We start from the raw sequence: 25077 nt of genomic DNA on the forward strand, positions 1-25077 counted from the left end.
TGCGCAGCCGGGGGAAGGTGTGGCTGCCAAGGTCGTGCAGTGTACAGGACTCGTCCGTCCTACGCGCCGCGACGGTTCCTTCCTGACTCCCGATGGTTCTATGATGGACGTCAAATTGGTATGCCCCGGAGCCAGCGATGCCTTTGCCATCCATGAAAGATCAGTTCGCTGCCCTGATCGCCGCGCCTTCGGTCAGTTGTACCCAGCCAGCGCTGGACCAGTCCAATGCTGCCGTGATCGAACTGTTGGCGGGCTGGCTCACCGAGCTTGGATTTTCCTGTGATATCCAGCAGGTCAGCCCCGGCAAGTTCAATCTCCTGGCCAGTTTCGGTACCGGCCCCGGCGGGCTGGTGTTGGCCGGGCACAGCGACACGGTGCCGTTCGATGGCGCGCTGTGGCAGACCGATCCCTTGAAGCTCACCGAGGTCGATGGGCGTTGGGTGGGCCTGGGCAGTTGCGACATGAAGGGCTTCTTTGCCTTGGCCATCGAAGCGGTCAGGCCTTTGCTGGATCAACCGTTCAAGCAACCGTTGCTGATCCTTGCCACATGCGACGAAGAAAGCTCCATGGCTGGCGCCCGTGCCCTGGCCGACGCAGGACGCCCGCTGGGGCGCGCGGCGGTGATCGGCGAGCCCACGGGTCTCAGGCCAATCCGCCTGCACAAGGGGGTGATGATGGAGCGCATCGACATCCTCGGGCGCAGCGGCCATTCCTCCGACCCGAGCCTGGGCCATAGCGCCCTCGAAGCGATGCACGACGCCATGGGCGAGCTGCGCGGTTTGCGCCTGCAATGGCAGCGGGAATTCCGTAACCCTCAGTTCACCGTGCCACAGCCGACCCTGAATTTCGGCTGCATCCACGGCGGTGACAACCCCAATCGGATTTGCGGCCAGTGCTCCATGGAATTCGACCTGCGGCCCTTGCCGGGCATGGACCCGCAAGTTCTACGGGCGGCGATCCAGCAGAAGCTCGATCCGATTGCCGAGCGTCACAAGGTCAGGATCGACTATGCGCCGCTGTTTCCCGAAGTGCCGCCATTCGAGCAGGCCGAGGATGCGGAATTGGTCCGGGTCGCCGAACGGCTCACCGGTTATCGCGCCGAAGCAGTGGCGTTCGCTACCGAAGCGCCTTATCTTCACCGTCTTGGCTGCGAAACCCTGGTGTTGGGTCCCGGCGATATTGCCTGTGCCCACCAGCCCGGCGAATACCTTGAAATGTCACGTTTGCAACCTACCGTAGAGTTGTTGCGCCAGTTGATCGGGCATTATTGCCTGACACCGGCCACGGCCGATTAAATTGCCCGCCTGCGGGCCCGTATTTCATCTCATGAGGAGAGCGCGCGTGTCGCCAAGCCTGTTCCGACGATAACCACCAGCCCGCTGTGCGTTCCGCTTCGTCTTTATTTCGGCTGTTATTTATTACAGGCCCAGGTTCATGCCCGAATACGTCAATTGGCTTCGTCACGCTTCGCCCTATATCAATGCCCACCGCGATTGCACCTTCATCGTCATGCTGCCCGGCGATGGGGTGGAGCATCCCAACTTCGGCAACATTGTCCATGACCTGGTGCTGCTGCACAGCCTCGGCGTACGCCTGGTGCTGGTTCATGGTTCGCGCCCGCAGATCGAAACCCGCCTCGCTGCCCGGGGCCTGACACCGCATTATCATCACGGCATGCGCATCACCGATGCCGCCACGCTGGAGTGCGTGATCGACGCAGTCGGGCAGTTGCGCATTGCTATCGAGGCGCGCTTGTCCATGGACATGGCGTCCTCGCCGATGCAGGGATCGCGGCTGCGGGTCGCCAGCGGCAACCTGGTCACCGCGCGGCCGATCGGCGTGCTTGAAGGGGTGGATTATCACCACACCGGCGAGGTGCGTCGGGTCGACCGCAAGGGCATCAATCGCCTGCTGGACGAGCGCTCCATCGTGCTGCTGTCGCCGTTGGGCTATTCGCCCACCGGCGAAATCTTCAATCTGGCCTGCGAAGACGTCGCCACCCGGGCGGCCATTGATCTGGCGGCCGATAAACTGCTGCTGTTCGGTGCCGAACAGGGATTGATCGGTGAAGATGGCCGGCTGGTTCGCGAGTTACGGCCGCAGCAGGTCCCGGCCCACATGCAGCGCCTGGGCAGCGACTATCAGGCCGAACTGCTGGACGCGGCCGCCCAGTCTTGCCGTGGCGGTGTCGCGCGCAGCCATATCGTCAGCTATGCCGAAAACGGCGCGTTGCTGGCTGAGCTGTTCACTCGGGACGGTAGCGGCACGCTGGTTGCCCAAGAGCAATTCGAAGTGGTGCGCGAAGCGGCCATCGAGGACGTCGGCGGCTTGCTCGACCTGATCAGCCCGCTGGAGGAGCAAGGAATCCTGGTGCGTCGCTCTCGCGAAGTGCTGGAGCGTGAAATCGAACAGTTCAGCGTGGTCGAGCGCGAAGGCATGATCATCGCCTGCGCGGCGCTGTACCAGATCGCCGATTCTGACGCCGGGGAGTTGGCCTGCCTGGCGGTGAACCCGGAATACCGCCACGGTGGCCGGGGCGATGAATTGCTGGAGCGGATCGAAACCCGGGCCCGTGCCAAGGGGCTCAAGACCCTGTTCGTACTCACGACCCGAACCGCCCACTGGTTCCGTGAGCGGGGCTTTGAACCCAGTAGCGTCGAGCGCCTGCCAGCGGCGCGAGCGTCGCTTTACAACTACCAGCGCAACTCGAAAATCTTCGAAAAAACCCTGTAGCCGATCGTCCCAAACTTGCGTGCAGCCGCGGTCTTCTTGATTTCAGACAATGAGCAGCTAGTCTGGAACACGTCAAGATCGCGGCATGCCGAGCCGTCGTGATCCTGATCGGCGCCATTGGAGGCGTCGGAGCCTATCTCGCCGCCAGGATTCGCGGACCTCGCAAATGCCCATAAAACACCATTCAGTATTCCTCGACGTCGCCGATAAGCCTTGTCACGGCTTGATGACGCTTTGATGGCATCCATATGTCGAAACGAGCTGAAAACTGTTGAAACAATTCTTTTTGGATTTATAAAGAATCCATTATTCTTCGGGCCGGTGTCGCGGGGTTAGACCATGGTCGTAGTCCGAAAGGGTTGCGGTTGACTTGCCAGTCACGGTCTGGCGCTAATCGCGCATCCGCGGATTCCGGGCGTTCGAACCGGAACCAACGACACACAAGAATTAGAAAACGAGAGGAGCGAAACATGAAGAAGTCCACCTTGGCCATGGCAGTGGCCGTTGGGGTATTGGCGCAGCAAGCAGGCGCCGCCGGTTTTATCGAAGACAGCAAGGCGTCTGTTAGTTCTCGTACCATGTATTTTGACAACGATAACCGTGAAGGCGCCGAAGATCAGCGTGAGGCGGCGACCGGCCTGAAGTTCGATTACAAGTCCGGCTTCACTCAAGGTGTCGTTGGTTTTGGTATCGATGCCCAAGCGTTGGTTGGTCTTCACTTGGATGGCGGTAAAGGCCAGCGCCCAGCAGACAACAACTCTTTCTCGCCTAGCGATTCCGACGGTTCGGCGGAACACAGCTGGAGCCGTGCGTCGGGCAATGTGAAGGCGCTCTTCTCCAAGACCGAGGCACACCTGGGGGGGGCTCTGCAGCCTAACCTGCCGATCCTGGTCGCCAACGATGGCCGCCTGCTGCCGCAAACCTTTGAAGGTGGCACCATCACCTCCAAGGACTTGGACAACGTGACGTTCAATGCCGGTCAACTGGAACACGCCGTTGGCCGTGCCGGGACTAACAGCACCGGCTTGGCGGTCAACGGTGGTACTGAAGAAAGTAACCAGTTCCGTTATGCCGGTGCTGATTGGAAGGTCACCAAAGACCTGACCCTGCAGTACTACTACGCCAACCTGCAGGATTACTACAAGCAACACTTCCTGGGCGCAGTACACGTGTTCCCGATCAGCGAAGGCCAGTCGTTCAAGACTGACCTGCGTTACTTCGACAGCAGCTCGGACGGCCGCAACGGCGACGCGGGCTACAGCTTCAACAACAACGGTGGCTATGCCAAGACCCCGGGCGAGGTCGATAACAAGACCTGGAGCGCCATGTTCACGTACACCCTGGGCGGTAGCGCGTTCCTGTTGGGTCACCAGCAAGTGGGCGATGACGGTGGCTTCGTCTACATGAACCAAGGCAGCCTGCTTAACGACAACGGTCGCAACGAAGGCGCGGGTGGTTCAAGCTTCTACCTGTTCACCGACAGCATGATCCATCAGTTCGTTCGTGCAGGTGAGAACACCACGTTTGGTCAGTACTCGTACGACTTCACTGGCTTGGGCGTTCCTGGCCTGAAGGCAGCGATTGCCTATCTGCACGGCGATGACATCAAGTCCGCCACCGGCGGAAGCGAAACTTCCGAGTGGGAACGCGACATGCGTCTGGACTACGTTGTCCAGCAAGGTTCGCTCAAGGGCTTCGGCGCTACCCTGCGTCATGGCTCTTACCGTGGCAGCAGCACCGGTATTGACGACCAGGATCAGACCCGCCTGATCTTCAACTACACTTACAACTTCATGTAAGACGTAGCGAAGTAAAAAAGCCCCGCCCGGCATCACGCCGGGCGGGGCTTTTGCGTTTCGGGTCTGGCCCACCCCTGTAGCCTTCCCCGAACCTTCTCCTCTTTTCAGCAACTCGAGGCCTTCTCGAACCTCGGGGTGATCTTCGGCTGCTATGCGCAATGACGCCAGTGAACAGTTTTTTATATTCGCTAAAAGTATAAAGAACTGAGTATTCATTCTTTTTCAAAAAATCAAAACCGGTGCACAGTTGGGCTCACAAAACCAACCAGGAGCCGAACCATGAGCCTCAGACTTGGCGACATCGCCCCCGATTCGAACAGGATTCCAGCGCCGGCACGATTCGCTTCCACGAATGGCTTGGCGACAGCTGGGGCGTGCTGTTTTCCCATCCGGCGGACTTCACGCCGGTGTGCACCACCGAACTGGGCCTGACCGCCAAGCTCAAGGACGAATTCGCCAAGCGTGGGGTCAAGGCCATCGCTCTCTCGGTAGACCCGGTGGACTCGCACCACAAGTGGATCGACGACATCAACGAAACTCAGAATGCCGTGGTCAATTTTCCGATCCTGGCCGATGCCGACCGCAAGGTGTCGGACCTGTACGACCTGATCCACCCCAACGCCAGTGACACGTTGACCGTGCGTTCGCTGTTCGTGATCGACCCGAACAAGAAAATTCGGCTGACCATCACCTACCCGGCCAGCACCGGCCGCAACTTCAATGAAATCCTGCGCGTGATCGACTCCTTGCAACTGACTGACAACTACAAAGTTGCCACGCCGGCCAACTGGCAGGACGGCGACGAAGTGGTAATCGTGCCGTCGCTCAAGGATGAAGAAGAACTCAAGCGGCGCTTTCCCAAGGGCTATCGCGCCGTGAAGCCTTACCTGCGTCTCACACCGCAGCCCAACAAGTAGAGCTTCGGATTCCCCGATGATGATCGTTCCAACGCTCTGCGTGGGAACGCCTCAACGGACGCTCCGCGTTCGGCTTTGGGACGCAGAGCGTCCCTGGCTGCATTCCCACGCAGAGAGTGGGGACGATCACAGCAGTTTGATCTTTACTGTGCACCAAGGGTTTTGGCCGTTTCTACGGCCTTTTTTATTGCATCAAGGAAGTAAACCGCATAGCTCCAAATCGCATAACCAAATGAATAAATATGATTTAAAGATATATAAATCCACTGTTATGGTTTGCTCCATACAGCGAGATCGCCCACCGCGAATCGCAAGTGAGATTTAAGGAAGGATTGGCATGTTGGTTGTCTCGCTCGGTGGCAGTCCCAGCCAGCGCTCCCGTTCAGGTGTGCTGTTGGAGCGCTCGCAACGTTGGTTGCAGCAGCAGGGTGTGGAGGTGGTGAGCTACCAGGTGCGGGATTTTCCGGCCGAAGATCTGCTCCATGCCCGCTTCGACAGCCCCAAGGTGGTGGACCTGCTTGCCCAGATTGAAAACGCCGATGGGCTGTTGATCGCAACGCCGGTTTACAAGGCATCTTTTTCCGGCGCATTGAAGACGGTGCTGGACCTTCTGCCAGAACGGGCCCTGGCCCATAAGGTGGTATTGCCCATGGCCACGGGCGGTAGCATCGCCCACATGCTGGCGGTGGATTACGCCCTCAAGCCGGTGTTGTCAGCGCTCAAGGCCCAGGAAATGCTTCACGGGATTTTTGCCGAAGACAGTCAGATCGCTTACGGCGAAGGCAGTGCCCAGGCGCAATTGGCGCCGGCCCTGCAACAGCGCTTGGATGAGGCACTGGAACAGTTTTTCAGCGCCATGGCCCGTCGGCCCAGGCCGTTGGACCCGCATGTATTGAACGAACGTTTGCGGAGTGCTCGCTGGAGCATTTGAACCCGAAACACCCCTGATTCAACTCACCTTACTCAGCCGTCAACGGCCAAGCAGGTGCAGCCAAAACCCCACAGCAAAAAGGAGAGGCGCCATGCGCACTGTCATTTTGCGTCGCGGGCTGGTCGCTCTGTTTGCTGCGGCTGTGTCCCTCGGCGTCATCACCCAGGCTCAAGCCGAGACCTTGCGGATCGGTTACCAGAAATACGGCACGCTGGTGCTGCTCAAGGCCAAGGGTTCATTGGAAAAACGCCTCACAGCCCTTGGCGTAGATGTGCAATGGACCGAGTTTCCCGGCGGTCCGCAGCTGCTTGAAGGCTTGAACGTCGGCTCCATCGATTTTGGCGTGACCGGCGAAACCCCGCCGGTGTTCGCCCAGGCCGCGGGCGCCGACCTGCTCTATGTCGCTTACGAGCCCCCGGCGCCAAACAGCGAGGCGATCCTGGTGCCAAAGGGTTCGCCCATCCAGTCGGTGCAGGACCTCAAAGGCAAGAAAGTCGCGCTGAACAAAGGCTCCAACGTGCATTACCTGCTGGTTCGTGCACTCGAAGATGCCGGCCTCAAGTACACCGATATCCAGACCGTTTTCCTGCCGCCGGCCGACGCCCGTGCCGCGTTCGAGCGCGGCAGCGTGGACGCCTGGGTCATCTGGGATCCGTACCAGGCTGCCGCCGAACAACAGTTGCAAGCGCGCACCCTGCGCGACGGCAAGGGCATCGTCGACAACCACCAGTTCTACCTGGCCACCAAACTCTATGCGCAGAAAAATCCCCAGGTGATCACGACGCTGGTGGAAGAAGTGCGCGCGGTGGGGGAGTGGTCCCAGGCCAATCCTGAAGAGGTGACCCAGCAGGTCTCGCCGCTGCTCGGCCTGCCTGCCGACATCACGCTCACTTCCGTCAAGCGCCAAGGCTACGGGGCGCTGTTTCTCACCCCGGAGGTGGTGGCGGCGCAACAGAAAATCGCCGACAGCTTCTACCAGCTCAAATTGATTCCCAAGCCCTTGAACATCAAGGACGTGATCTGGACGCCGCCAGCAGCCGTTGCGAACGCGCAGTAATTCGATCCCTTAGGAGACCACTCCATGAGCCTCAATATTTTCTGGTTCCTGCCCACCCACGGCGATGGCCATTACCTTGGCACCGCTGAAGGCGCTCGCGCTGTTGATCACGGTTATCTGCAACAAATCGCCCAAGCGGCGGATCGGCTGGGTTTCGGCGGAGTATTGATCCCCACTGGTCGTTCCTGCGAAGACTCCTGGCTGGTGGCCGCTTCGTTGATCCCGGTGACCCAGCGCCTGAAGTTCCTCGTTGCCCTGCGCCCCGGGATCATTTCCCCGACGGTAGCGGCGCGGCAGGCCGCGACCCTCGACCGGTTGTCCGGCGGGCGGGCGCTGTTCAACCTGGTCACCGGTGGCGACCCGGACGAACTGGCCGGCGATGGGCTTTTCCTTGATCACGAACAGCGCTATCAGGCATCGGTGGAATTCACCCGCATCTGGCGGAGAGTGCTGGAAGGCGAGACCGTGGACTACGACGGTGAGCACATCAGTGTGAAGGGCGCAAAATTGCTCTATCCGCCGATCCAGCAACCGCGTCCGCCGCTGTATTTTGGCGGCTCGTCCGAAGCTGCCCAGGACCTGGCCGCCGAGCAGGTGGAAATGGCCCTTACCTGGGGCGAGCCACCGGCCGCCGTCGCGGAAAAAATTGCCCAGGTGCGAGCGAAGGCGGCGAAGCTGGGGCGCACCGTGCGCTTCGGCATCCGCCTGCATGTGATCGTGCGTGAAACCAACGCCGAAGCCTGGCAAGCGGCGGATCGGTTGATCTCTCACCTGGACGACGAAACCATCGCCCGCGCCCAAGCGTCCCTGGCGCGTTTCGACTCGGTGGGCCAGCAACGCATGGCCGCGCTGCACGGTGGCCGGCGCGACAAATTGGAAGTCAGCCCCAACCTGTGGGCCGGCGTCGGCCTGGTTCGCGGCGGTGCCGGCACGGCGCTGGTGGGCGATGGCCCGACCGTGGCCGCGCGGGTCAAGGAGTACGCGGACCTGGGCATCGACACCTTCATCTTCTCCGGTTATCCACATCTGGAAGAATCCTATCGGGTGGCGGAGCTGCTGTTCCCGCACCTGGACGTCGAGCGTCCCGAGCTGCCAAAGAGCCAAGGCTACGTGAGCCCGTTCGGTGAAATGGTCGCCAACGACATCCTGCCCAAAGCCGCGTCCCAGAGCTGAGGCGGCCATGAAGAAAATCATCCACAACCTCGCGCCCTGGGTGGTGCCGCTCCTGTTGCTGGCGGTGTGGCAATTGTCGGTATCGGCGGGCTGGTTATCCACGCGAATCCTGCCGGCGCCGTCAGCGGTGATCGAGGCCGGAGCGAGCCTGGTGCGCAGCGGCGAAATCTGGACGCACCTGGCAATCAGCGGCTGGCGAGCCACAGTCGGCTTTTTGATTGGCGGCGGCCTCGGCTTGGCGCTGGGCTTTATCACCGGCCTGTCGAAATGGGGCGAACGACTGTTGGACAGCTCCGTGCAGATGGTCCGGAATGTCCCGCACCTGGCGCTGATTCCACTGGTGATCCTGTGGTTCGGCATCGATGAGTCAGCGAAGATTTTCCTGGTCGCGCTGGGCACGCTGTTCCCCATCTACCTCAACACTTACCACGGCATCCGTAACGTCGATCCGGCGCTGGTGGAGATGTCGCGCAGCTACGGCTTGTCCGGCTTCAGTCTGTTTCGCCAAGTGATCCTGCCGGGCGCCTTGCCTTCGATCCTGGTGGGCGTGCGGTTTGCCCTGGGTTTCATGTGGCTGACGTTGATCGTGGCGGAAACCATCTCGGCCAGTTCCGGCATCGGCTATCTGGCGATGAATGCCCGGGAATTCCTGCAGACCGACGTGGTGGTGCTGGCGATTCTCCTGTACGCCGTACTCGGCAAATTGGCCGACCTTGCTGCCCGTGGCCTCGAACGGGTCTGGCTGCGCTGGCACCCGGCGTACCAAGTGAACAAGGGAGGTGTCGCATGACCGCCCAACAACCGCCGCGCCTGCTGCGGGGTATTCCGCTGGCGGTGCGCAATCTGCAGAAGACGTTTGGCTCGCGCCAAGTGCTGCGTGACATTGATTTGCACGTTCCGGCTGGGCAGTTCGTCGCGGTGGTCGGTCGCAGCGGCTGCGGCAAGAGTACGTTACTGCGATTGCTGGCAGGCCTCGATCAACCAACGGGCGGCCAGCTGTTGGCCGGTTCGGCGTCGCTGGATGCTGCACGGCAGGACACGCGGCTGATGTTCCAGGAAGCGCGTCTGCTGCCGTGGAAAAAGATCATCGATAACGTTGGCCTTGGGCTCAAAGGCAACTGGCGGCCGCAAGCCTTGCAGGCGCTGGAGGCCGTAGGGTTGGCTGATCGCGCCCATGAGTGGCCGGCGGCGTTGTCCGGCGGGCAGAAGCAGCGGGTGGCCTTGGCCCGCGCGCTTATCCATCAACCGCGCCTGTTGCTGCTCGATGAGCCCTTGGGCGCGCTCGATGCGCTGACTCGGATCGAGATGCAGCAATTGATCGAACGCCTGTGGCAGCAACACGGTTTCACCGTACTGCTGGTGACTCATGACGTCAGTGAAGCGGTGGCAATTGCCGACCGGGTGATCCTGATCGAAGACGGCCAGATCAGCCTCGACTTGGCCATTGACCTGCCACGGCCACGTGCTCGCGGCTCCCATCGGCTGGCGAGCCTGGAAACCGAAGTGCTCAATCGCGTGTTGTCCTTGCCCGGCCAACCGCCGGAGCCCGAACCCGTTTCACCCTTGCCCACGCAGTTGCGTTGGGCGCAATAACTTCATCCAGACAGGAATCGACACCATGACTATCAAAGCCATCAACGTACGCAACCAGTTCAAAGGCACCATCAAGGAAATCGTCGAAGGCGATGTGTTGTCGGAAATCGACGTGCAGACCGCTTCGGGCATCGTTACCTCGGTCATCACCACCCGCTCGGTCAAGGAGCTGGAACTGGCGATTGGCAGCGAAGTGATTGCCTTCGTCAAATCCACCGAGGTGTCTATCGCCAAGTTGTAAGCGATGCTTCTCCCACAGCCCCGGACGGCGTGAGCCCTTCGGGGCTGATCGTTCCCACGCTCTGCGTGGTAACGCCTCTACGGACGCTCCGCGTTCGGTTCTTGGGCGCGTGCTAACGATCATTCAGAGCGCTTGGGCAAATACGGTGGCAGATACAGCCCCAGGTACGCATCGAACACGCGCATGCCTTCCTCGGCCATGCGCGGGGTGATCTGCCCGTGTTGCTGCACCGAGCGGGCGTAGACGCGGTCGCCCAGTTCCATCGCCAGGGCGAACACATCGACGTCGTCGGGCAGGGCCGGCAATGCGAAGTGGCGGTCGAAAAGCTTATGCATCAAGTCGCTCAGCTCGAGGTCGTGCTGACGGTCGGCCTGGGTGACTTCGGTCAGGCCATGCTGGGCCAGGATCAACTGCCGCGCGGCGGCGTCGTCGCTGTAGATCATCAGCATCCGCTGCTCCACCAGCCGCGACAAGTCGTGCCAGTGGTTCAGCGCGGCGTGGTCGATCGGCGCTTGCAGGCAGGCGCGGAAGGCTGCGTGTACATCGGCGGTGAGGGCTTCGAGCAGGGCCGGGACGCTGGCGAAAAAGTGATACACGGAGGAGGGCGGGATCCCGGCGCGCTCGGCGACGCTGTAGATCGACAGGCTGGCCACGCCTTCGGCGGCGAGCAGCGTACGGGCGGCGTCGAGAATCGAGTCGATCCGGGCCTGGCTGCGGGCGCGAGGTTTGCGAGGGGTGGCGATGCGCGTCATGGAGGTCTCCTGCGGGGCTGCCGGGCATTGTACGCAGAGCGGGAGGCTGGTCCATATCTTGTGCTGAAAGGATTTTCTGTGCAGCCAAAAAAAACGCCGCAGTCCCGAAGGCCTGCGGCGTTTCTTTTTACTGCAACCACTTACACGGTATGCAGGTACCAGTTGTATTCAAGGTCGGAGATGGAGTGTTCGAATTCCTCCAGCTCGCTTTCCTTGCAGGCCACGAAGATATCGATGTATTTCGGATCGATGTACTTGGCCATGACTTCGCTGTCGTCCAGCTCGCGCAGGGCATCGCGCAGGTTGTTCGGCAGGCTTTGCTCGTTCTGCTCGTAGCTGTTGCCTTCCACCGGCGCGCCGGGCTCGATCTTGTTGACCAGGCCATGGTGCACGCCCGCCAATACCGCCGCCATCAGCAGATAAGGGTTGGCGTCGGCGCCGGCGACACGGTGTTCCAGGCGCACGGCATCGGAAGAACCGGTGGGTACGCGCAGGGCCACGGTGCGGTTGTCCAGGCCCCAGGTCGGCGAGTTCGGCACATAGAACTGTGCACCGAAACGACGGTAGGAGTTGACGTTCGGGCAGAGGAAAGCCATCTGCGCGGGCAGGGTCTCGAGCACACCGCCGATCGCGTGACGCAGCGCGGCGTTCTGCTCGGGATCCTCGCTGGCAAAGATATTGTTGCCTTCTTTGTCCAGGATCGAGATGTGGACGTGCAGACCGTTGCCCGCCTGGCCCGGATACGGCTTGGCCATGAAGGTGGTGTCCATTTCATGGTCGTAGGCGATGTTCTTGATCAGGCGCTTGAGCAGGACCGCGTAGTCGCAGGCCTTGATCGGGTCGGCGACGTGGTGCAGGTTCACTTCGAACTGCGCCGGGGCACTTTCCTTGACGATGGCGTCGGCGGGAATGCCTTGCTCCTTGGCACCTTCGAGGATGTCCTGGAGGCAATCGACGTATTCGTCGAGGTCGTCGATCAGGTAGACCTGGGTCGAATGCGGGCGCTTGCCGGAGATCGGCGAGCGAGGCGGTTGCGGGCGGCCATTCACGTTCTCCTGGTCGATCAGGTAGAACTCCAGCTCGAACGCCGCGCAGATGGTCAGGCCCATCTCATCGAACTTGGCCACGACCTGGCGTAGCACTTCACGCGGGTCGGCGAAGAAAGGTTCGCCTTCGAGTTCGTGCATGGTCATCAACAGTTGCGCAGTCGGGCGCTTCTGCCAAGGCTCGTTGCACAGGGTGTCAGGGATTGGATAACAGATCCGGTCGGCATCGCCGATGTCCAGGCCCAGGCCGGTGCTTTCCACCGTAGAGCCATTGATATCCAGGGCAAATAAAGAGGCCGGCAGGTTGATGCCTTTCTCGTAAACCTTGTGGAGGCTGGTGCGTTCGATGCGCTTGCCGCGCACCACACCATTCATATCCGCAATCAGAAGGTCAACGTACAGAACCTCAGGATGTTCCTTAAGGAACGCGTTCGCTTCGTTAAGCTGAACGGCACGCGGGGGTACCGACATGATGCAACACCTTTGTTGTTAAAAATATCAATCATTGATTGCTTTGAAAGCCAGTCAACCCGAACGGCATGCCGAAGTCAAGCGGGGCCGTTTTTGCCCTAAAAAAGCACCTGTAGGGGTTTTTTGGGGCAATTTGGGGCGTTTTTTGCCCTTCAAGCGGCTTGCCGCCCGCAGGCTTGAGCGGGCCGTGTTGTATTTTTTACGGGGGTGTTGTGTAAAAAAATGAACAAGGCTAAGCTCGATTCAAACCCATAACAGCAATAATACCGGGGTGCTTCATGTCTCGCCTGCCGTTAATCGGCGTCACCACCTGTTCCAAGCAGATTGGTTTGCATGCGTATCACACCACCGGCGACAAATATGCCCGGGCCGTGGCAACGGCCGCCAAGGGCCTGCCCGTGCTGATCCCCTCGATGGCAGACCTGTTTTCACCGTCCGATATTCTGGACGCCCTGGACGGTATTCTCTTTACCGGCTCCCCTTCCAATGTAGAACCTTTTCACTATCAGGGCCCGGCCAGCGCGCCAGGCACTGCTCATGATCCTGCACGGGACGCCATCACCCTGCCGTTGATCCGTGCCGCTGTCGATGCGGGCGTCCCGGTGCTCGGCATCTGCCGCGGTTTCCAGGAAATGAACGTTGCCTTTGGCGGCAGCCTGCATCAGAAAGTTCATGAAGTCGGAACCTTTATCGATCATCGTGAAGACGACACCCAGCCAGTTGAGGTCCAGTATGGTCCTGCCCATGCTGTGCATATCCAGCCCGGCGGCGTTCTCGCGGGCCTGGGCTTGCCGCCGATGATCGATGTCAACTCGATCCACAGCCAGGGCATCGAGCGTTTGGCACCGGGGCTGCGGGCCGAAGCACTGGCGCCGGATGGCCTGATCGAGGCGCTCTCGGTTGCACAAGGCAAGGCTTTTGCTTTGGGTGTGCAATGGCATCCTGAATGGGCGGTAGGCGCTAATCCGTACTACCTTGCGATTTTCCAGGCATTTGGCGATGCCTGCCGAGCAAGGGCAACACAACGCGACGCCGATGCGTCAAACAACGCCTGACTACTAATAGCAGCCAGGAAACTCACGCCTAGAGGCATTTATGAGTAACAACCTCGACCAGCTCACCGATTGGTTGAAAGACCACAAGATCACAGAAGTCGAATGCATGATTGGCGACCTCACCGGCATTACCCGGGGCAAGATCTCGCCGACCAACAAGTTCATTGCCGAAAAAGGCATGCGCCTGCCCGAGAGCGTTCTGCTCCAGACCGTGACGGGCGACTATGTCGAAGACGACATCTATTACGAACTGCTCGACCCGGCCGACATCGACATGATCTGTCGCCCGGATGAGAACGCCGTGTTCCTTGTGCCCTGGGCCATCGAGCCCACCGCCCAGGTCATCCATGACTCCTACGACAAGCAAGGCAACCCCATCGAGCTGTCGCCGCGCAACGTGCTCAAGAAGGTGCTCAAGCTCTATGCGGACAAGGGCTGGCAGCCGATTGTCGCGCCGGAAATGGAGTTCTACCTGACCAAGCGCAGCGACGACCCCGATTTCCCTCTGCAGCCACCCATCGGCCGCTCCGGCCGGCCGGAAACGGGTCGCCAGTCGTTCTCCATCGAAGCCGCCAACGAATTCGACCCGCTGTTCGAAGACGTGTACGACTGGTGCGAATTGCAGGAACTGGACCTCGATACCTTGATCCACGAGGACGGCACCGCGCAGATGGAAATCAACTTCCGTCACGGTGACGCGCTGTCCCTGGCCGACCAGATCCTGGTGTTCAAGCGCACCATGCGCGAAGCGGCGCTCAAGCACGACGTGGCCGCCACCTTCATGGCCAAGCCCATGACTGGCGAGCCGGGCAGCGCCATGCACCTGCACCAGAGCATCATCGACAAGGACACTGGCAAGAACGTCTTTTCCAATGAAGACGGAACCATGAGCGAACTGTTCCTGAACCACATCGGTGGCTTGCAGAAGTTCATCCCCGAGTTGTTGCCGCTGTTCGCGCCGAACGTCAATTCGTTCCGCCGCTTCCTCCCCGACACCTCGGCGCCGGTGAACGTGGAATGGGGTGAAGAGAACCGCACCGTGGGCCTGCGCGTGCCGGATGCCGGGCCGCAGAACCGCCGGGTGGAAAACCGCTTGCCGGGCGCCGACGCCAACCCGTACCTGGCGATTGCCGCCAGCCTGCTGTGCGGCTACATCGGCATGGTCGAAGGCATCAACCCGAGCGCGCCGGTGGTGGGCCGCGGCTACGAGCGCCGCAACCTGCGCCTGCCGCTGACCATTGAAGATGCCTTGGAGCGCATGGAAAACAGCACCACCATCGAGAAGTACCTGGGCAAGAAATTCATCACGGGCTACGTCGCGGTCAAGCGGGCCGAGCATGAAAACTTCAAGCGCGTCATCAGTTCGTGGGAGCGGGAATTCCTGCTCTTTGCCGTCTGATGCGCCGGGCGGGGCTGCCATGGGCCCCGCCCCCAATGGAATAAAAGGAGAATTCGCATGACTCGCAACAATCCGCAAACCCGTGAATGGCAGGCCCTGAGCAGCGATCATCACCTGGCACCGTTCAGCGACTTCAAGCAGCTCAAAGAGAAAGGCCCGCGCATCATCACCCACGCTAAGGGCGTGTACCTCTGGGACAGCGAAGGCAACAAGATCCTCGACGGCATGGCCGGCCTCTGGTGCGTGGCCGTCGGCTACGGTCGCGATGAACTGGCGGACGCCGCCAGCCAACAGATGCGCGAACTGCCCTATTACAACCTGTTTTTCCAGACCGCCCACCCGCCGGTACTGGAACTGTCGAAGGCCATCGCCGACATCGCCCCGGAAGGCATGAACCACGTGTTCTTCACCGGCTCCGGCTCCGAAGGCAACGACACCATGTTGCGCATGGTCCGCCACTACTGGGCGATCAAGGGCCAGCCGAACAAGAAAGTCATTATCAGCCGCAAGAATGGCTATCACGGCTCAACCGTGGCCGGCGCGAGCCTGGGCGGCATGACCTACATGCACGAGCAAGGCGACCTGCCGATCCCGGGCATCGTCCACATCGCCCAGCCATACTGGTTCGGCGAAGGCGGCGACATGAGCCCCGAAGCGTTCGGAATCTGGGCCGCCAACCAACTGGAAGAAAAGATCCTCGAGATCGGCGTGGACAACGTCGGCGCTTTTATTGCCGAGCCGATCCAGGGCGCCGGCGGCGTGATCGTGCCGCCGGACAGTTACTGGCCGCGCATGAAGGAAATCCTCGCCAAGTACGACATCCTGTTCGTGGCCGACGAAGTGATCTGCGGTTTCGGGCGCACCGGTGAGTGGTTCGGTACCGACCATTACGGGTTGAAACCGCACATGATGACCATCGCCAAGGGCCTGACCTCGGGCTACATCCCCATGGGCGGCCTGATCGTTCGCGACGACGTGGTCGCGGTGCTCAACGAAGGCGGCGACTTCAACCATGGGTTCACCTACTCGGGTCACCCGGTGGCCGCGGCGGTGGCCTTGGAAAACATCCGCATCCTGCGCGACGAGAAGATCATCGAGCGTGTCCACAGCGAAACGGCACCCTATTTGCAGCAACGCTTGCGGGAACTGAACGATCATCCGTTGGTAGGTGAAGTGCGCGGCGTCGGTTTGCTGGGGGCGATCGAACTGGTCCAGGACAAGGCCACGCGCAAACGCTACGAAGGCAAGGGCGTGGGCATGATCTGCCGGCAGTTCTGCTTCGATAACGGGCTGATCATGCGCGCGGTGGGCGACACCATGATCATTGCGCCGCCGCTGGTGATCAGCAAGGCCGAGATCGATGAGCTGGTGGCCAAGGCGCGGCAATGCCTGGACCTGACCCTCAGTGCTTTGCAGGGCTAAGTGCTAGGCTCTGAGCGAGGTGCCGGCATGGGCCTCGCCCGGTGGAAACAAAAGGCTGGGCTTTGGTTGAAAGCCTGCCCTGTAACTTGCCAGACTACCGACTGTTCAAGTTGCCCGCGAGCCGGCTACTGAACGTGGCTAAAAAGAATAACTGGAGCATCATCCATGAAGGCATTAGGTATGAAGATAGCTGGCAAGACCCTCCTCGCCATGTCCCTGATGGGCATGATGGCGGGCGCCGTCCAGGCGGACGACAAAGTGCTGCACGTCTACAACTGGTCCGACTACATTGCGCCGGACACGGTCGCCAAGTTCGAGAAGGAGACGGGGATCAAGGTCGTCTACGACGTCTTCGACAGCAACGAGACTCTCGAGGCCAAGCTGCTGGCGGGCAAGTCCGGCTATGACGTAGTGGTGCCGTCGAACAATTTCCTGGCCAAGCAGATCAAGGCCGGCGTCTATCAGGAGCTGGACAAGTCCAAGCTGCCTAACTGGAAGAACCTCGACACTGACCTGCTCAAGGCCGTTGGCGATGCCAGCGACCAGGGCAACAAGCATGCCTTCCCCTACATGTGGGGCACCATCGGCATCGGCTACAACCCGGAGAAGGTCAAGGCTGCACTGGGTGTCGACAAGATCGATTCCTGGGACACCCTGCTCAAGCCCGAGAACATCGCCAAGCTCAAGGGCTGCGGTGTGAGCTTCCTCGATTCGCCGACCGAAATGATTCCGGTGGCGTTGCACTACCTCGGCTACCCGACCGACAGCCAGGACAAGAAGCAACTGGCCGAGGCCGAAGCGCTGTTCCTCAAGCTGCGTCCGTCGATCGGTTACTTCCACTCCTCCAAATACATTTCGGACCTGGCCAACGGCAACATCTGCGTCGCCGTGGGCTACTCGGGTGATATCGAACAATCCAAGAGCCGTGCTGCCGAAGCGGGTGGCAAGGTGAAAGTGGCCTACACCATTCCGAAGGAAGGTGCCGGTTCGTTCTACGACATGGTCGCCATTCCCAAGGATGCCGAAAATGTCGAGGCCGCTTATAAGTGGATGAACTTCATCATGCAGCCGGAAATCATGGCTGAGATCACCGACAACGTACGTTTCCCTAACGGCAACAAGGCCGCCACGCCTTTGGTGGACAAGGAAATTTCGGGTGACCCGAGCATTTATCCGTCGGACGAAGTGAAGGCCAAGCTGTACGCCATCGCTGACCTGCCGTCGGCGACCCAACGGCTGCTGACCCGCAGCTGGACCAAGATCAAATCCGGTAAATAAGCCGGCTTGAAGCAGTCTCCCGTTGTCGCGGTCATCGCGACGGCGGCAACGGGAGCAATTAAATAACTAAAAGTTTTGCTGGATCGGTTTATCGAGGGTAAGTTGCGCGCCGGTTTTGTTGCAGGGCACATCGTGGTCCGGTAACGGGGGCAACTTGGGCCCAACTATTTAAGAGGACCTCCACGTGCCTGTCTTTTCTTTGTTACGCAACGCCTTGCTGGTCGGTGCCGGCCTGACCCTCGCTGTCAGTGTCCAGGCGGCTTCCACCGTGCATATTTATAACTGGTCGGACTACATCGGCGAATCCACCCTGGCGGATTTCGAGAAAACTACCGGGATCAAGCCGGTCTACGACGTGTTCGATTCCAACGAAACCCTGGAAGGCAAGTTGCTGGCCGGTCGTACCGGTTACGACGTGGTGGTGCCGTCCAACCACTTCCTCGGCAAGCAGATCAAGGCCGGGGCGTTCCAGAAACTCGACAAGGCACAGTTGTCCAACTATGCCAACCTCGACCCTGCGCTGCTCAAGCGCCTGGACAAGAACGACCCGGGCAACCAGTACGCCGTGCCTTACCTGTGGGGTACCAACGGCATCGGCTACAACGTCGAGAAGATCAAGGCCGTCCTGGGCGTCGATAAAATCGATTCGTGGGCCATGCTGTTCGAGCCGGAAAACATCAAGAAGCTGTCCAGTTGCGGTGTGTCGTTCCTCGACTCGGGCGATGAGATGATCCCGGCGATGCTCAACTACCTGGGCCTGGACCCCAACAGCCAGAACCCTGATGACTACAAGAAGGCCGAGGCCCAGTTGCTCAAGATCCGGCCTTACGTGACCTATTTCAATTCTTCCAAGTACATCTCCGACCTGGCCAACGGCGAGATCTGCGTGGCTGCCGGTTTCTCCGGCGACATTTTCCAGGCCCGCGAACGTGCCAGCGAGGCCGGCAAGGGCGTCGATATCGCCTACGTGATTCCCAAGGAAGGCGGCAACCTCTGGTTCGACATGCTGGCGATCCCGCGCGACGCCACCAACGTCAAGGAGGCCCACGCGTTCATCAACTACCTGCTCAAGCCTGAGGTCATCGCCCAGGTCAGCGACTACGTCGGTTACGCCAACCCGAATCCCAAGGCGGGTGAACTGATGAACCAGGAAGTACGCACCGACGAGGCGGTCTATCCACCGCAAGCGGTCGTCGACAAGCTCTACGTCAACTCCGAGTTGCCGCCCAAGATCCAACGACTCATGACCCGCAGCTGGACCAAGGTCAAGTCGGGTAAATAGCGTTTAGCGCTCTAACTATTCCAAGCTCGTCCGCATGGGGCGGGCTGCAAATTCTGTGGGAGTTTCGTAAATGGCAGTTGCCTCCGGCGCCTATAAGAAAGCCCTCGAGGGCGACCAGACACCCAAGCAGGTGTTGGTCAAGATCGACCGGGTCACGAAGAAGTTCGACGAGACGATTGCCGTGGACGACGTGTCCCTGGAAATCAAGAAAGGTGAAATTTTCGCCTTGCTCGGCGGTTCGGGATCGGGCAAATCCACTTTGCTGCGCATGCTGGCAGGTTTCGAGCGGCCCACGGAGGGGCGAATTTTCCTCGATGGCGTGGACATCACCGACCTGCCGCCCTATGAGCGGCCGATCAACATGATGTTCCAGTCCTACGCCTTGTTTCCCCACATGACCGTGGCGCAGAACATCGCCTTCGGTCTGCAACAGGACAAGATCTCGAAATCCGAGATCGACGCCCGCGTGGCCGAAATGCTCAAGCTGGTGCAGATGAGCCAGTATGCCAAGCGCAAGCCGCACCAGCTCTCCGGTGGCCAGCGCCAGCGCGTGGCCCTGGCCCGTTCCTTGGCCAAACGACCGAAACTTCTACTGCTCGACGAGCCGATGGGCGCCCTGGACAAGAAGCTGCGCTCGCAAATGCAGCTTGAGCTGGTGGAGATCATCGAGCGCGTGGGCGTGACCTGCGTCATGGTGACCCACGACCAGGAAGAGGCCATGACCATGGCCGAGCGCATCGCGATCATGCACCTGGGTTGGATCGCCCAGATCGGCAGCCCGATCGACATCTACGAGACCCCGACCAGCCGGCTGGTCTGCGAGTTCATCGGCAACGTCAACATCTTCGAGACCGAAGTGGTGGAAGACGCCGAGGGCCATGCGGTGCTGACCTGCAAGGACCTGGACCGCAACATCTACGTGGGCCACGGCATCAGCACCTCGGTGCAGGACAAGTCCGTGACCTACGCCATCCGCCCGGAAAAACTCCTGGTCACCCCAGAGCAGCCGACCTGTGAGCACAACTGGTCCAGCGGCAAGGTCCACGACATCGCCTACCTGGGCGGTCACTCAGTGTTCTACGTCGAATTGCCGAGCGGCAAACTGGTGCAGTCGTTCGTCGCCAACGCCGAGCGACGTGGCCAGCGTCCGACCTGGGGCGACCAGGTGTTCGTCTGGTGGGAAGACGACAGCGGCGTGGTGCTTCGCTCATGAACATGCGCAAACTCAAACGCCGACTCGCCCGAATAACGCCCGGTGGCCGTCAATTGGTCATCGGGGTGCCCTTCATCTGGCTGTTCCTGTTCTTCATGTTGCCGTTCTTCATCGTATTGAAGATCAGTTTCGCCGAAGCCGATGTCGCCATCCCGCCGTACACCGAGATCTACAGCTACATCGACCAGAAGCTGCAGGTGCTGCTCAACCTCGGCAACTATGTGATGCTCAGCGAGGACGAGCTGTACATCGCCGCCTACCTCGGCTCGCTGAAAATGGCCCTGATCAGCACGGTGCTTTGCCTGTTGATCGGCTACCCGATGGCCTACGCCATCGCCAACGCCCGTAAAGAGATGCAGACGGTGCTGGTGTTGCTGATCATGATGCCGACCTGGACCGCGATCCTGATCCGCGTCTACGCGTGGATGGGCATCCTCAGCAACAACGGTTTGCTCAATGGCTTCCTGATGAGCATGGGCTGGATCAGCGAACCCTTGCAGATCCTCAACACCAACCTGGCGGTGTACATAGGCGTCGTCTATTCCTATTTGCCGTTCATGATCCTGCCGTTGTACGCCAACCTGGTGAAGCATGACGCCAGCCTGTTGGAAGCCGCGTCGGACCTGGGTTCGAGTACCTTCAACAGCTTCTGGAAAATCACCGTGCCGCTGTCCAAGAACGGCATTATCGCGGGCTGCATGCTGGTGTTCATCCCCGTGGTGGGCGAGTTCGTGATCCCGGAACTGCTGGGTGGCCCGGAAACCCTGATGATCGGCAAAGTGCTGTGGCAGGAATTCTTCAATAACCGAGACTGGCCGGTGGCGTCCGCCCTGGCGGTGGTGATGCTGGCGATCCTGATCGTGCCCATCATCCTGTTCAACCGTAGCCAGGCCAAAGAAATGGAGGGCAAGGAATGAAGCGCTTCCGTTTTTCAAGCCTGATGCTGGTGCTGGGTTTGCTGTTCATCTACGCACCGATGCTGATCCTGGTGATCTACTCGTTCAACGCCTCGAAGCTGGTGACGGTGTGGGGCGGCTGGTCGATCAAATGGTACGTCGGCCTGCTGGACAACAGCCAGTTGATGGGCTCGGTGATGCGCTCGCTGGAAATCGCCTGCTACACGGCGATTGCCGCGGTGGCCCTGGGGACGCTGGCGGCCTTCGTGCTGACCCGCATCACCCACTTCAAGGGGCGCACGCTGTTCGGTGGCCTGGTCACCGCGCCGCTGGTGATGCCGGAAGTGATCACCGGTCTGTCGCTGTTGCTGCTGTTCGTGGCCATGGCGCAGATGATCGGCTGGCCGCAGGAACGTGGCATCGTCACGATCTGGATCGCCCACACGACGTTCTGCGCGGCTTATGTGGCGGTGGTGGTCTCGGCGCGCTTGCGTGAGCTGGACCTGTCCATCGAAGAGGCGGCGATGGACCTCGGGGCGCGGCCGTGGAAGGTGTTCTTCCTGATCACCATCCCGATGATCGCGCCGTCACTGGCAGCGGGCGGCATGATGTCGTTCGCGTTGTCCCTGGACGACCTGGTGCTGGCGAGCTTCGTTTCCGGTCCTGGGTCGACGACCTTGCCGATGGAAGTGTTCTCGGCGGTGCGCCTGGGTGTGAAACCGGAAATCAACGCCGTGGCGAGCCTGATCCTGCTGGCGGTTTCCCTGGTGACCTTCCTGGTCTGGTACTTCAGCCGTCGCGCCGAAGAGAACCGCAAGCGGGCGATCCAGCAAGCCATCGAGGAAAGCGCTGCCGATTCCTGGAAACAACCGCAGGCGCGCCGGGCCGATACCGCGCCGGTCTGACCCGGCGTAGGACTTACTGTGGGAGCGGACTTGCTCCCGCAGTGGTCTGTTCGATCATTCCCACCTTCACTTCTTCAGCGCATCATGAGCCTCCAGCGCCCGCAAGGAATAGATATAGGCCGCCCCGGCGTTCAGCGAAACCGCGGTGGCCAGGGTCGCGGCAATTTCTTCGCGGGTAGCGCCGGCCTTGATGGCGGCGTCGGTGTGCACGCCAATGCAGCCGTCGCAGCGGGTGGTAATCGCGACGGCGATGGAGATCAGCTCGCGGGTCTTGGCATCGAGCACGTTGTTATCGGCGGCGGCTTCATCCAGGGCCATGTAGGCCTTGACCATTTTCGGATTGCTTTTGCCCAAGGCGCCAAACGCGCTTTTGATGGTGGGGAGCAGCTCGGACCAGTTATTGAACATTGCGGTGGACTCCATTGCGATGAAAGGGCTTGGGCCCTCGTAGTCTTGACCATCAATGGCGAGCGAGCCGGTTGATGGTCAAAAGATTCACTGCGCCCCGGCGGGTAGCAGTTTCAAAGTGCCGCGGCTATTGGCCGTGACTTCTTCCTCGGCCAGGTGCGCCTGGTGATACAAACCCTCGATGTAGGCTTCGGCCTGGTCCTCGTAATGCTTGTCGAACGGCACGCCGCTCTGGCCGACAGGGTTGATGGTGAGGCTGTGGGTCGGGTCGCCGAAGTCGATGATGCGTCGCGTGGACGGGCCGTAGGTCACTGGCCAGGGCGCCGGGCCGATCTTGGCCGAAAGGTTGTTGGGCACTTCATGGGTGCCGGGCGCCGCGAACGGGCCGACATTGAAGATCCGGTCCAGGGGTTTTTGCTGGCCCAATGGATGGCCGTGGGCCAGGGTGTGGGCCTTGCCCCACTGCCATTGGCTGGCGTCTTCGCCCAATGTGGCCTTCAGGTGTACCAGGGTCTTGGTCCAGGCCTTGATCACCGTGTCGGCGCGGGTTTCGGTGCCCAATGTCGAACGGTCGTCCCACCACGGCGAATCCTTCGCCTCAGCCAAGCGTGGCAACGCGGCGTCGATCACGCGAGTCGACAGCGCGGTTTCGAAGAAACCATCGCCCAGCTCATCGCGCAGCGCAGCGTTGGCCAGCTCGAACAGGAACTGGTTGAACAGCGTGGCGCTGATGGAGTCCAGCGGGTAATTGCCTTTCCATGCACCCAGTTGTTCAAGCCATTTACGTTCCTGCGGGTCGCTGACGGTTTCGCGCAGGATCGGCAACAATGGCGCGAGCAGGCGCGGGCCATAGGCGGTGGTGGTGCCCAGTTGCAGTTTTTGGGTGGTCTGGAGATCCCACTTGGCCTGCTTGTCGCCCAACTGCTGGTCAAGTTGCTGGCCACGGTCGGGAAGATTGTAGTAACCCGGAATCTCGATCCCGCTGGCCGGCACCGGCTGGAAATTCGCCGAGAGAACGTAGCCTCGGGCCGGATTTTCTTCCTGGGGATTGCTGCTGAAAGGATGGAAACCGTCTTTTTCCGCTTCTGCGCCGCTGCCACCGAGGATGAAACCGGGCTTCACGCCAGCCTGGCGCTTGGGCAATTGCGCCGCGGCCCACCAGCCGATATCGCCCTTGGCATTGGCCCAGACCACATTCAGCCCCGGCGCATGGATCTTGGCCGATGCGCCGCGGGCCTTGGCGAGGGTGTCGGCGCGGTTGAGCTCGTAGAACGCTTCGAGGATCGGATTGCGGCTTTCCAGGAACCCCCACCACATGGCAATCGGCGTCTTGCCGGCATTCGCGCCGAGGGCGTCATTGACGATCGGGCCATGGGGCGACTGGCGCAGCACCAAGGTTACGGGGGCCTGGCCCTTGACGGCGATCTGCTGTTCGCTGCGGGTCATGTCTACCCATTGATCGCGGTACCAGACTTGCTCTGGGTTGTCGGGGTTGATCTTCTCGGCGATCAGGTCCAGGTCGTCGTTCTGGAACATGGTGATGCTCCAGCCGAAATCCTTGTTCATGCCCAACGAGGCAAACGGCATCAGCGCCTGATACTGGCCGTAGAGTTCAAAGCCCGGCGCCGACAGGTGCGCTTCGTACCACACCGACGGGGCGGAAAAACGGATGTGCGGGTCGCCGGCCAACAAGGGCTTGGCGCTGTGGGTGCGGCTGCCGGAGACCGCCCAGGCATTGCTGCCCTCGAACTGCGGCAGCCCATTATCGGCCAAGGCTTGCTCGCTCAGGCGCGCCAGGGCGTTGAGGCCTGTCCAGTCGGAAGCGGACAACGACGGAGCGGTTTGCGCGTCAGGGGCGAGCACGCCGTTGGGCTGCCAGTCGAGGTCGAAAATATTCAGGTAGTCGGCGCCGAGCTTGTCGCGCACGTAAGTCAGCAGGGGTTCGGTGCGAAAGGCGGCGGCAAAGCTGTACGCCATGTAGCCGACGATGCTGGCGGTATCTTCAGCGGTGAACGGGCGCTTGGGAATGCCCAGTACATCGAACTCCAGCGGCCGGGCATGGGTTTGCTGATAAGTGTTGATGCCGTCCAGGTACGCCTGGGTCGCGATCCAGGCCGGGGACTGGCGATCCTGCTCGGCAACGTAGCTGGCGGCGCGCTCACGAATGCGCAGGCTGCGCATCAGCTTGTCGGTGTCGAGCAGCTTCGGCCCGAGGATCTCCGCCAGTTCACCGCGGGCGAGGCGACGCATGATTTCCATCTGGAACAGCCGGTCCTGGGCATGGACATAACCGAGGGCGCGATACAGGTCAGTTTCGTTCTCGGCGCGGATATGCGGCACGCCGCGCTCGTCGTAGCGCACCGTCACCGAGCCCTGCAGCCCCTGCAGTTGTACCGTGCCCTGGCGGGTGGGCTGCTTGCTGTAGAGGTAGCCGCCCGCGACGATGATCGCGGTGACGAGCAATGACAGGAAGGCGATGAGGGTGCGTTTCATGAAAAATTCCATT

Annotated in this window: 21 protein-coding genes and 1 pseudogene; 18 read left to right on the plus strand and 4 right to left on the minus strand. The window is 60.7% G+C overall.

Annotated elements, in window-relative coordinates:
- Positions 1-137 precede the first annotated feature (137 nt).
- From argE to HU762_RS05525, 10 genes and pseudogenes are all read left to right on the plus strand, one after another.
- On the plus strand, positions 138-1295 hold the full coding sequence (gene argE, locus HU762_RS05480; RefSeq protein WP_186633907.1) for an acetylornithine deacetylase: 1158 nt from the start codon (positions 138-140) through the stop codon (positions 1293-1295).
- A 139-nt stretch (positions 1296-1434) separates the two neighbouring features.
- On the plus strand, positions 1435-2733 hold the full coding sequence (gene argA, locus HU762_RS05485; protein WP_186633910.1) for an amino-acid N-acetyltransferase: 1299 nt from the start codon (positions 1435-1437) through the stop codon (positions 2731-2733).
- A gap of 470 nt (positions 2734-3203) precedes the next feature.
- Positions 3204-4532 (plus strand): OprD family outer membrane porin, encoded by a 1329-nt coding sequence (locus HU762_RS05490; RefSeq protein ID WP_186633913.1) that lies wholly within the window; start codon positions 3204-3206, stop codon positions 4530-4532.
- 279 nt (positions 4533-4811) lie between these two features.
- Positions 4812-5449 (plus strand): annotated as a pseudogene (locus tag HU762_RS05495) (peroxiredoxin).
- 337 nt (positions 5450-5786) lie between these two features.
- Positions 5787-6380 (plus strand): NADPH-dependent FMN reductase, encoded by a 594-nt coding sequence (ssuE, locus tag HU762_RS05500; RefSeq protein WP_186633916.1) that lies wholly within the window; start codon positions 5787-5789, stop codon positions 6378-6380.
- A gap of 91 nt (positions 6381-6471) precedes the next feature.
- Entirely contained in the window at positions 6472-7437 is a 966-nt protein-coding gene (locus HU762_RS05505) for a sulfonate ABC transporter substrate-binding protein (protein WP_186633919.1), read from the plus strand.
- Between the two features lie 24 nt (positions 7438-7461).
- Positions 7462-8610: an FMNH2-dependent alkanesulfonate monooxygenase gene (ssuD, locus tag HU762_RS05510; RefSeq protein WP_186633922.1), complete on the plus strand. Its 1149-nt coding sequence runs from the start codon at positions 7462-7464 to the stop codon at positions 8608-8610.
- A gap of 7 nt (positions 8611-8617) precedes the next feature.
- Positions 8618-9400 carry an aliphatic sulfonate ABC transporter permease SsuC gene (gene ssuC / locus HU762_RS05515; RefSeq protein WP_186633924.1) on the plus strand — a complete coding sequence of 261 codons (783 nt, stop codon included), beginning with the start codon at positions 8618-8620 and terminating at the stop codon, positions 9398-9400.
- Positions 9397-10203, plus strand: coding sequence for an aliphatic sulfonates ABC transporter ATP-binding protein (gene ssuB, locus HU762_RS05520; RefSeq protein WP_186633927.1), 807 nt, complete (start codon positions 9397-9399; stop codon positions 10201-10203). The genes ssuC and ssuB overlap by 4 nt, the downstream gene beginning before the upstream one ends.
- 25 nt (positions 10204-10228) lie before the next feature.
- Positions 10229-10444 carry a TOBE domain-containing protein gene (locus HU762_RS05525; RefSeq protein ID WP_003177394.1) on the plus strand — a complete coding sequence of 72 codons (216 nt, stop codon included), beginning with the start codon at positions 10229-10231 and terminating at the stop codon, positions 10442-10444.
- A gap of 119 nt (positions 10445-10563) precedes the next feature.
- Here the strand turns inward: HU762_RS05525 and HU762_RS05530 are convergent, their stop codons facing one another.
- Together HU762_RS05530 and HU762_RS05535 are read right to left on the minus strand one after the other, a co-directional pair.
- On the minus strand, positions 10564-11196 hold the full coding sequence (locus HU762_RS05530; protein WP_186633930.1) for a TetR/AcrR family transcriptional regulator: 633 nt from the start codon (positions 11194-11196) through the stop codon (positions 10564-10566).
- A gap of 140 nt (positions 11197-11336) precedes the next feature.
- Positions 11337-12713 (minus strand): glutamine synthetase family protein, encoded by a 1377-nt coding sequence (locus HU762_RS05535; protein ID WP_186633933.1) that lies wholly within the window; start codon positions 12711-12713, stop codon positions 11337-11339.
- A 278-nt stretch (positions 12714-12991) separates the two neighbouring features.
- On the opposite strand from HU762_RS05535, the gene HU762_RS05540 reads away from it, so the two are divergent.
- The 8 genes from HU762_RS05540 (at position 12992) to HU762_RS05575 (ending at position 22163) form a co-directional block, all read left to right on the plus strand.
- Positions 12992-13768: a gamma-glutamyl-gamma-aminobutyrate hydrolase family protein gene (locus tag HU762_RS05540; RefSeq protein WP_186633936.1), complete on the plus strand. Its 777-nt coding sequence runs from the start codon at positions 12992-12994 to the stop codon at positions 13766-13768.
- Positions 13769-13808: 40 nt separating this feature from the next.
- A complete protein-coding gene (locus tag HU762_RS05545; RefSeq protein ID WP_186612110.1) occupies positions 13809-15167 on the plus strand; it encodes a glutamine synthetase family protein in 1359 nt (452 codons plus the stop codon).
- A 57-nt stretch (positions 15168-15224) separates the two neighbouring features.
- On the plus strand, positions 15225-16589 hold the full coding sequence (locus tag HU762_RS05550; RefSeq protein WP_186633939.1) for an aspartate aminotransferase family protein: 1365 nt from the start codon (positions 15225-15227) through the stop codon (positions 16587-16589).
- Positions 16590-16754: 165 nt separating this feature from the next.
- Positions 16755-17867, plus strand: coding sequence for a polyamine ABC transporter substrate-binding protein (locus HU762_RS05555; protein ID WP_186633941.1), 1113 nt, complete (start codon positions 16755-16757; stop codon positions 17865-17867).
- A 184-nt stretch (positions 17868-18051) separates the two neighbouring features.
- Complete coding sequence (locus tag HU762_RS05560) at positions 18052-19149, plus strand: polyamine ABC transporter substrate-binding protein (RefSeq protein WP_186633944.1); 1098 nt, start codon at positions 18052-18054, stop codon at positions 19147-19149.
- A gap of 70 nt (positions 19150-19219) precedes the next feature.
- The gene (gene potA / locus HU762_RS05565; RefSeq protein ID WP_186633947.1) at positions 19220-20362 is read left to right on the plus strand and encodes a polyamine ABC transporter ATP-binding protein; all 1143 of its coding nucleotides are present in this window, start codon (positions 19220-19222) and stop codon (positions 20360-20362) included.
- Entirely contained in the window at positions 20359-21279 is a 921-nt protein-coding gene (locus tag HU762_RS05570; RefSeq protein ID WP_186633949.1) for an ABC transporter permease subunit, read from the plus strand. Before potA ends, HU762_RS05570 begins: the two co-directional genes overlap by 4 nt.
- Positions 21276-22163: an ABC transporter permease subunit gene (locus tag HU762_RS05575; protein WP_186633952.1), complete on the plus strand. Its 888-nt coding sequence runs from the start codon at positions 21276-21278 to the stop codon at positions 22161-22163. Before HU762_RS05570 ends, HU762_RS05575 begins: the two co-directional genes overlap by 4 nt.
- A gap of 66 nt (positions 22164-22229) precedes the next feature.
- Here HU762_RS05575 and HU762_RS05580 read toward each other — a convergent pair whose 3' ends face one another.
- Positions 22230-22571 (minus strand): carboxymuconolactone decarboxylase family protein, encoded by a 342-nt coding sequence (locus tag HU762_RS05580; RefSeq protein WP_186633955.1) that lies wholly within the window; start codon positions 22569-22571, stop codon positions 22230-22232.
- A gap of 87 nt (positions 22572-22658) precedes the next feature.
- A complete protein-coding gene (locus HU762_RS05585; protein ID WP_186633958.1) occupies positions 22659-25064 on the minus strand; it encodes a penicillin acylase family protein in 2406 nt (801 codons plus the stop codon).
- Positions 25065-25077: the final 13 nt, after the last annotated feature.

Source organism: Pseudomonas sp. SWRI92, assembly GCF_014268685.1.
Classification (GTDB): domain Bacteria; phylum Pseudomonadota; class Gammaproteobacteria; order Pseudomonadales; family Pseudomonadaceae; genus Aquipseudomonas; species Aquipseudomonas marvdashtae.

What these genes read in the sequence shown, in the direction of transcription:
- argE (WP_186633907.1), top strand. Translation starts at nt 138, where the DNA reads ATGCCTTTGCCATCCATGAAAGATCAGTTCGCTGCCCTGATCGCCGCG.
- argA (WP_186633910.1), top strand. Translation starts at nt 1,435, where the DNA reads ATGCCCGAATACGTCAATTGGCTTCGTCACGCTTCGCCCTATATCAAT.
- HU762_RS05490 (WP_186633913.1), top strand. Translation starts at nt 3,204, where the DNA reads ATGAAGAAGTCCACCTTGGCCATGGCAGTGGCCGTTGGGGTATTGGCG.
- ssuE (WP_186633916.1), top strand. Translation starts at nt 5,787, where the DNA reads ATGTTGGTTGTCTCGCTCGGTGGCAGTCCCAGCCAGCGCTCCCGTTCA.
- HU762_RS05505 (WP_186633919.1), top strand. Translation starts at nt 6,472, where the DNA reads ATGCGCACTGTCATTTTGCGTCGCGGGCTGGTCGCTCTGTTTGCTGCG.
- ssuD (WP_186633922.1), top strand. Translation starts at nt 7,462, where the DNA reads ATGAGCCTCAATATTTTCTGGTTCCTGCCCACCCACGGCGATGGCCAT.
- ssuC (WP_186633924.1), top strand. Translation starts at nt 8,618, where the DNA reads ATGAAGAAAATCATCCACAACCTCGCGCCCTGGGTGGTGCCGCTCCTG.
- ssuB (WP_186633927.1), top strand. Translation starts at nt 9,397, where the DNA reads ATGACCGCCCAACAACCGCCGCGCCTGCTGCGGGGTATTCCGCTGGCG.
- HU762_RS05525 (WP_003177394.1), top strand. Translation starts at nt 10,229, where the DNA reads ATGACTATCAAAGCCATCAACGTACGCAACCAGTTCAAAGGCACCATC.
- HU762_RS05530 (WP_186633930.1), bottom strand. Translation starts at nt 11,196, where the DNA reads ATGACGCGCATCGCCACCCCTCGCAAACCTCGCGCCCGCAGCCAGGCC.
- HU762_RS05535 (WP_186633933.1), bottom strand. Translation starts at nt 12,713, where the DNA reads ATGTCGGTACCCCCGCGTGCCGTTCAGCTTAACGAAGCGAACGCGTTC.
- HU762_RS05540 (WP_186633936.1), top strand. Translation starts at nt 12,992, where the DNA reads ATGTCTCGCCTGCCGTTAATCGGCGTCACCACCTGTTCCAAGCAGATT.
- HU762_RS05545 (WP_186612110.1), top strand. Translation starts at nt 13,809, where the DNA reads ATGAGTAACAACCTCGACCAGCTCACCGATTGGTTGAAAGACCACAAG.
- HU762_RS05550 (WP_186633939.1), top strand. Translation starts at nt 15,225, where the DNA reads ATGACTCGCAACAATCCGCAAACCCGTGAATGGCAGGCCCTGAGCAGC.
- HU762_RS05555 (WP_186633941.1), top strand. Translation starts at nt 16,755, where the DNA reads ATGAAGGCATTAGGTATGAAGATAGCTGGCAAGACCCTCCTCGCCATG.
- potA (WP_186633947.1), top strand. Translation starts at nt 19,220, where the DNA reads ATGGCAGTTGCCTCCGGCGCCTATAAGAAAGCCCTCGAGGGCGACCAG.
- HU762_RS05570 (WP_186633949.1), top strand. Translation starts at nt 20,359, where the DNA reads ATGAACATGCGCAAACTCAAACGCCGACTCGCCCGAATAACGCCCGGT.
- HU762_RS05575 (WP_186633952.1), top strand. Translation starts at nt 21,276, where the DNA reads ATGAAGCGCTTCCGTTTTTCAAGCCTGATGCTGGTGCTGGGTTTGCTG.
- HU762_RS05580 (WP_186633955.1), bottom strand. Translation starts at nt 22,571, where the DNA reads ATGTTCAATAACTGGTCCGAGCTGCTCCCCACCATCAAAAGCGCGTTT.
- HU762_RS05585 (WP_186633958.1), bottom strand. Translation starts at nt 25,064, where the DNA reads ATGAAACGCACCCTCATCGCCTTCCTGTCATTGCTCGTCACCGCGATC.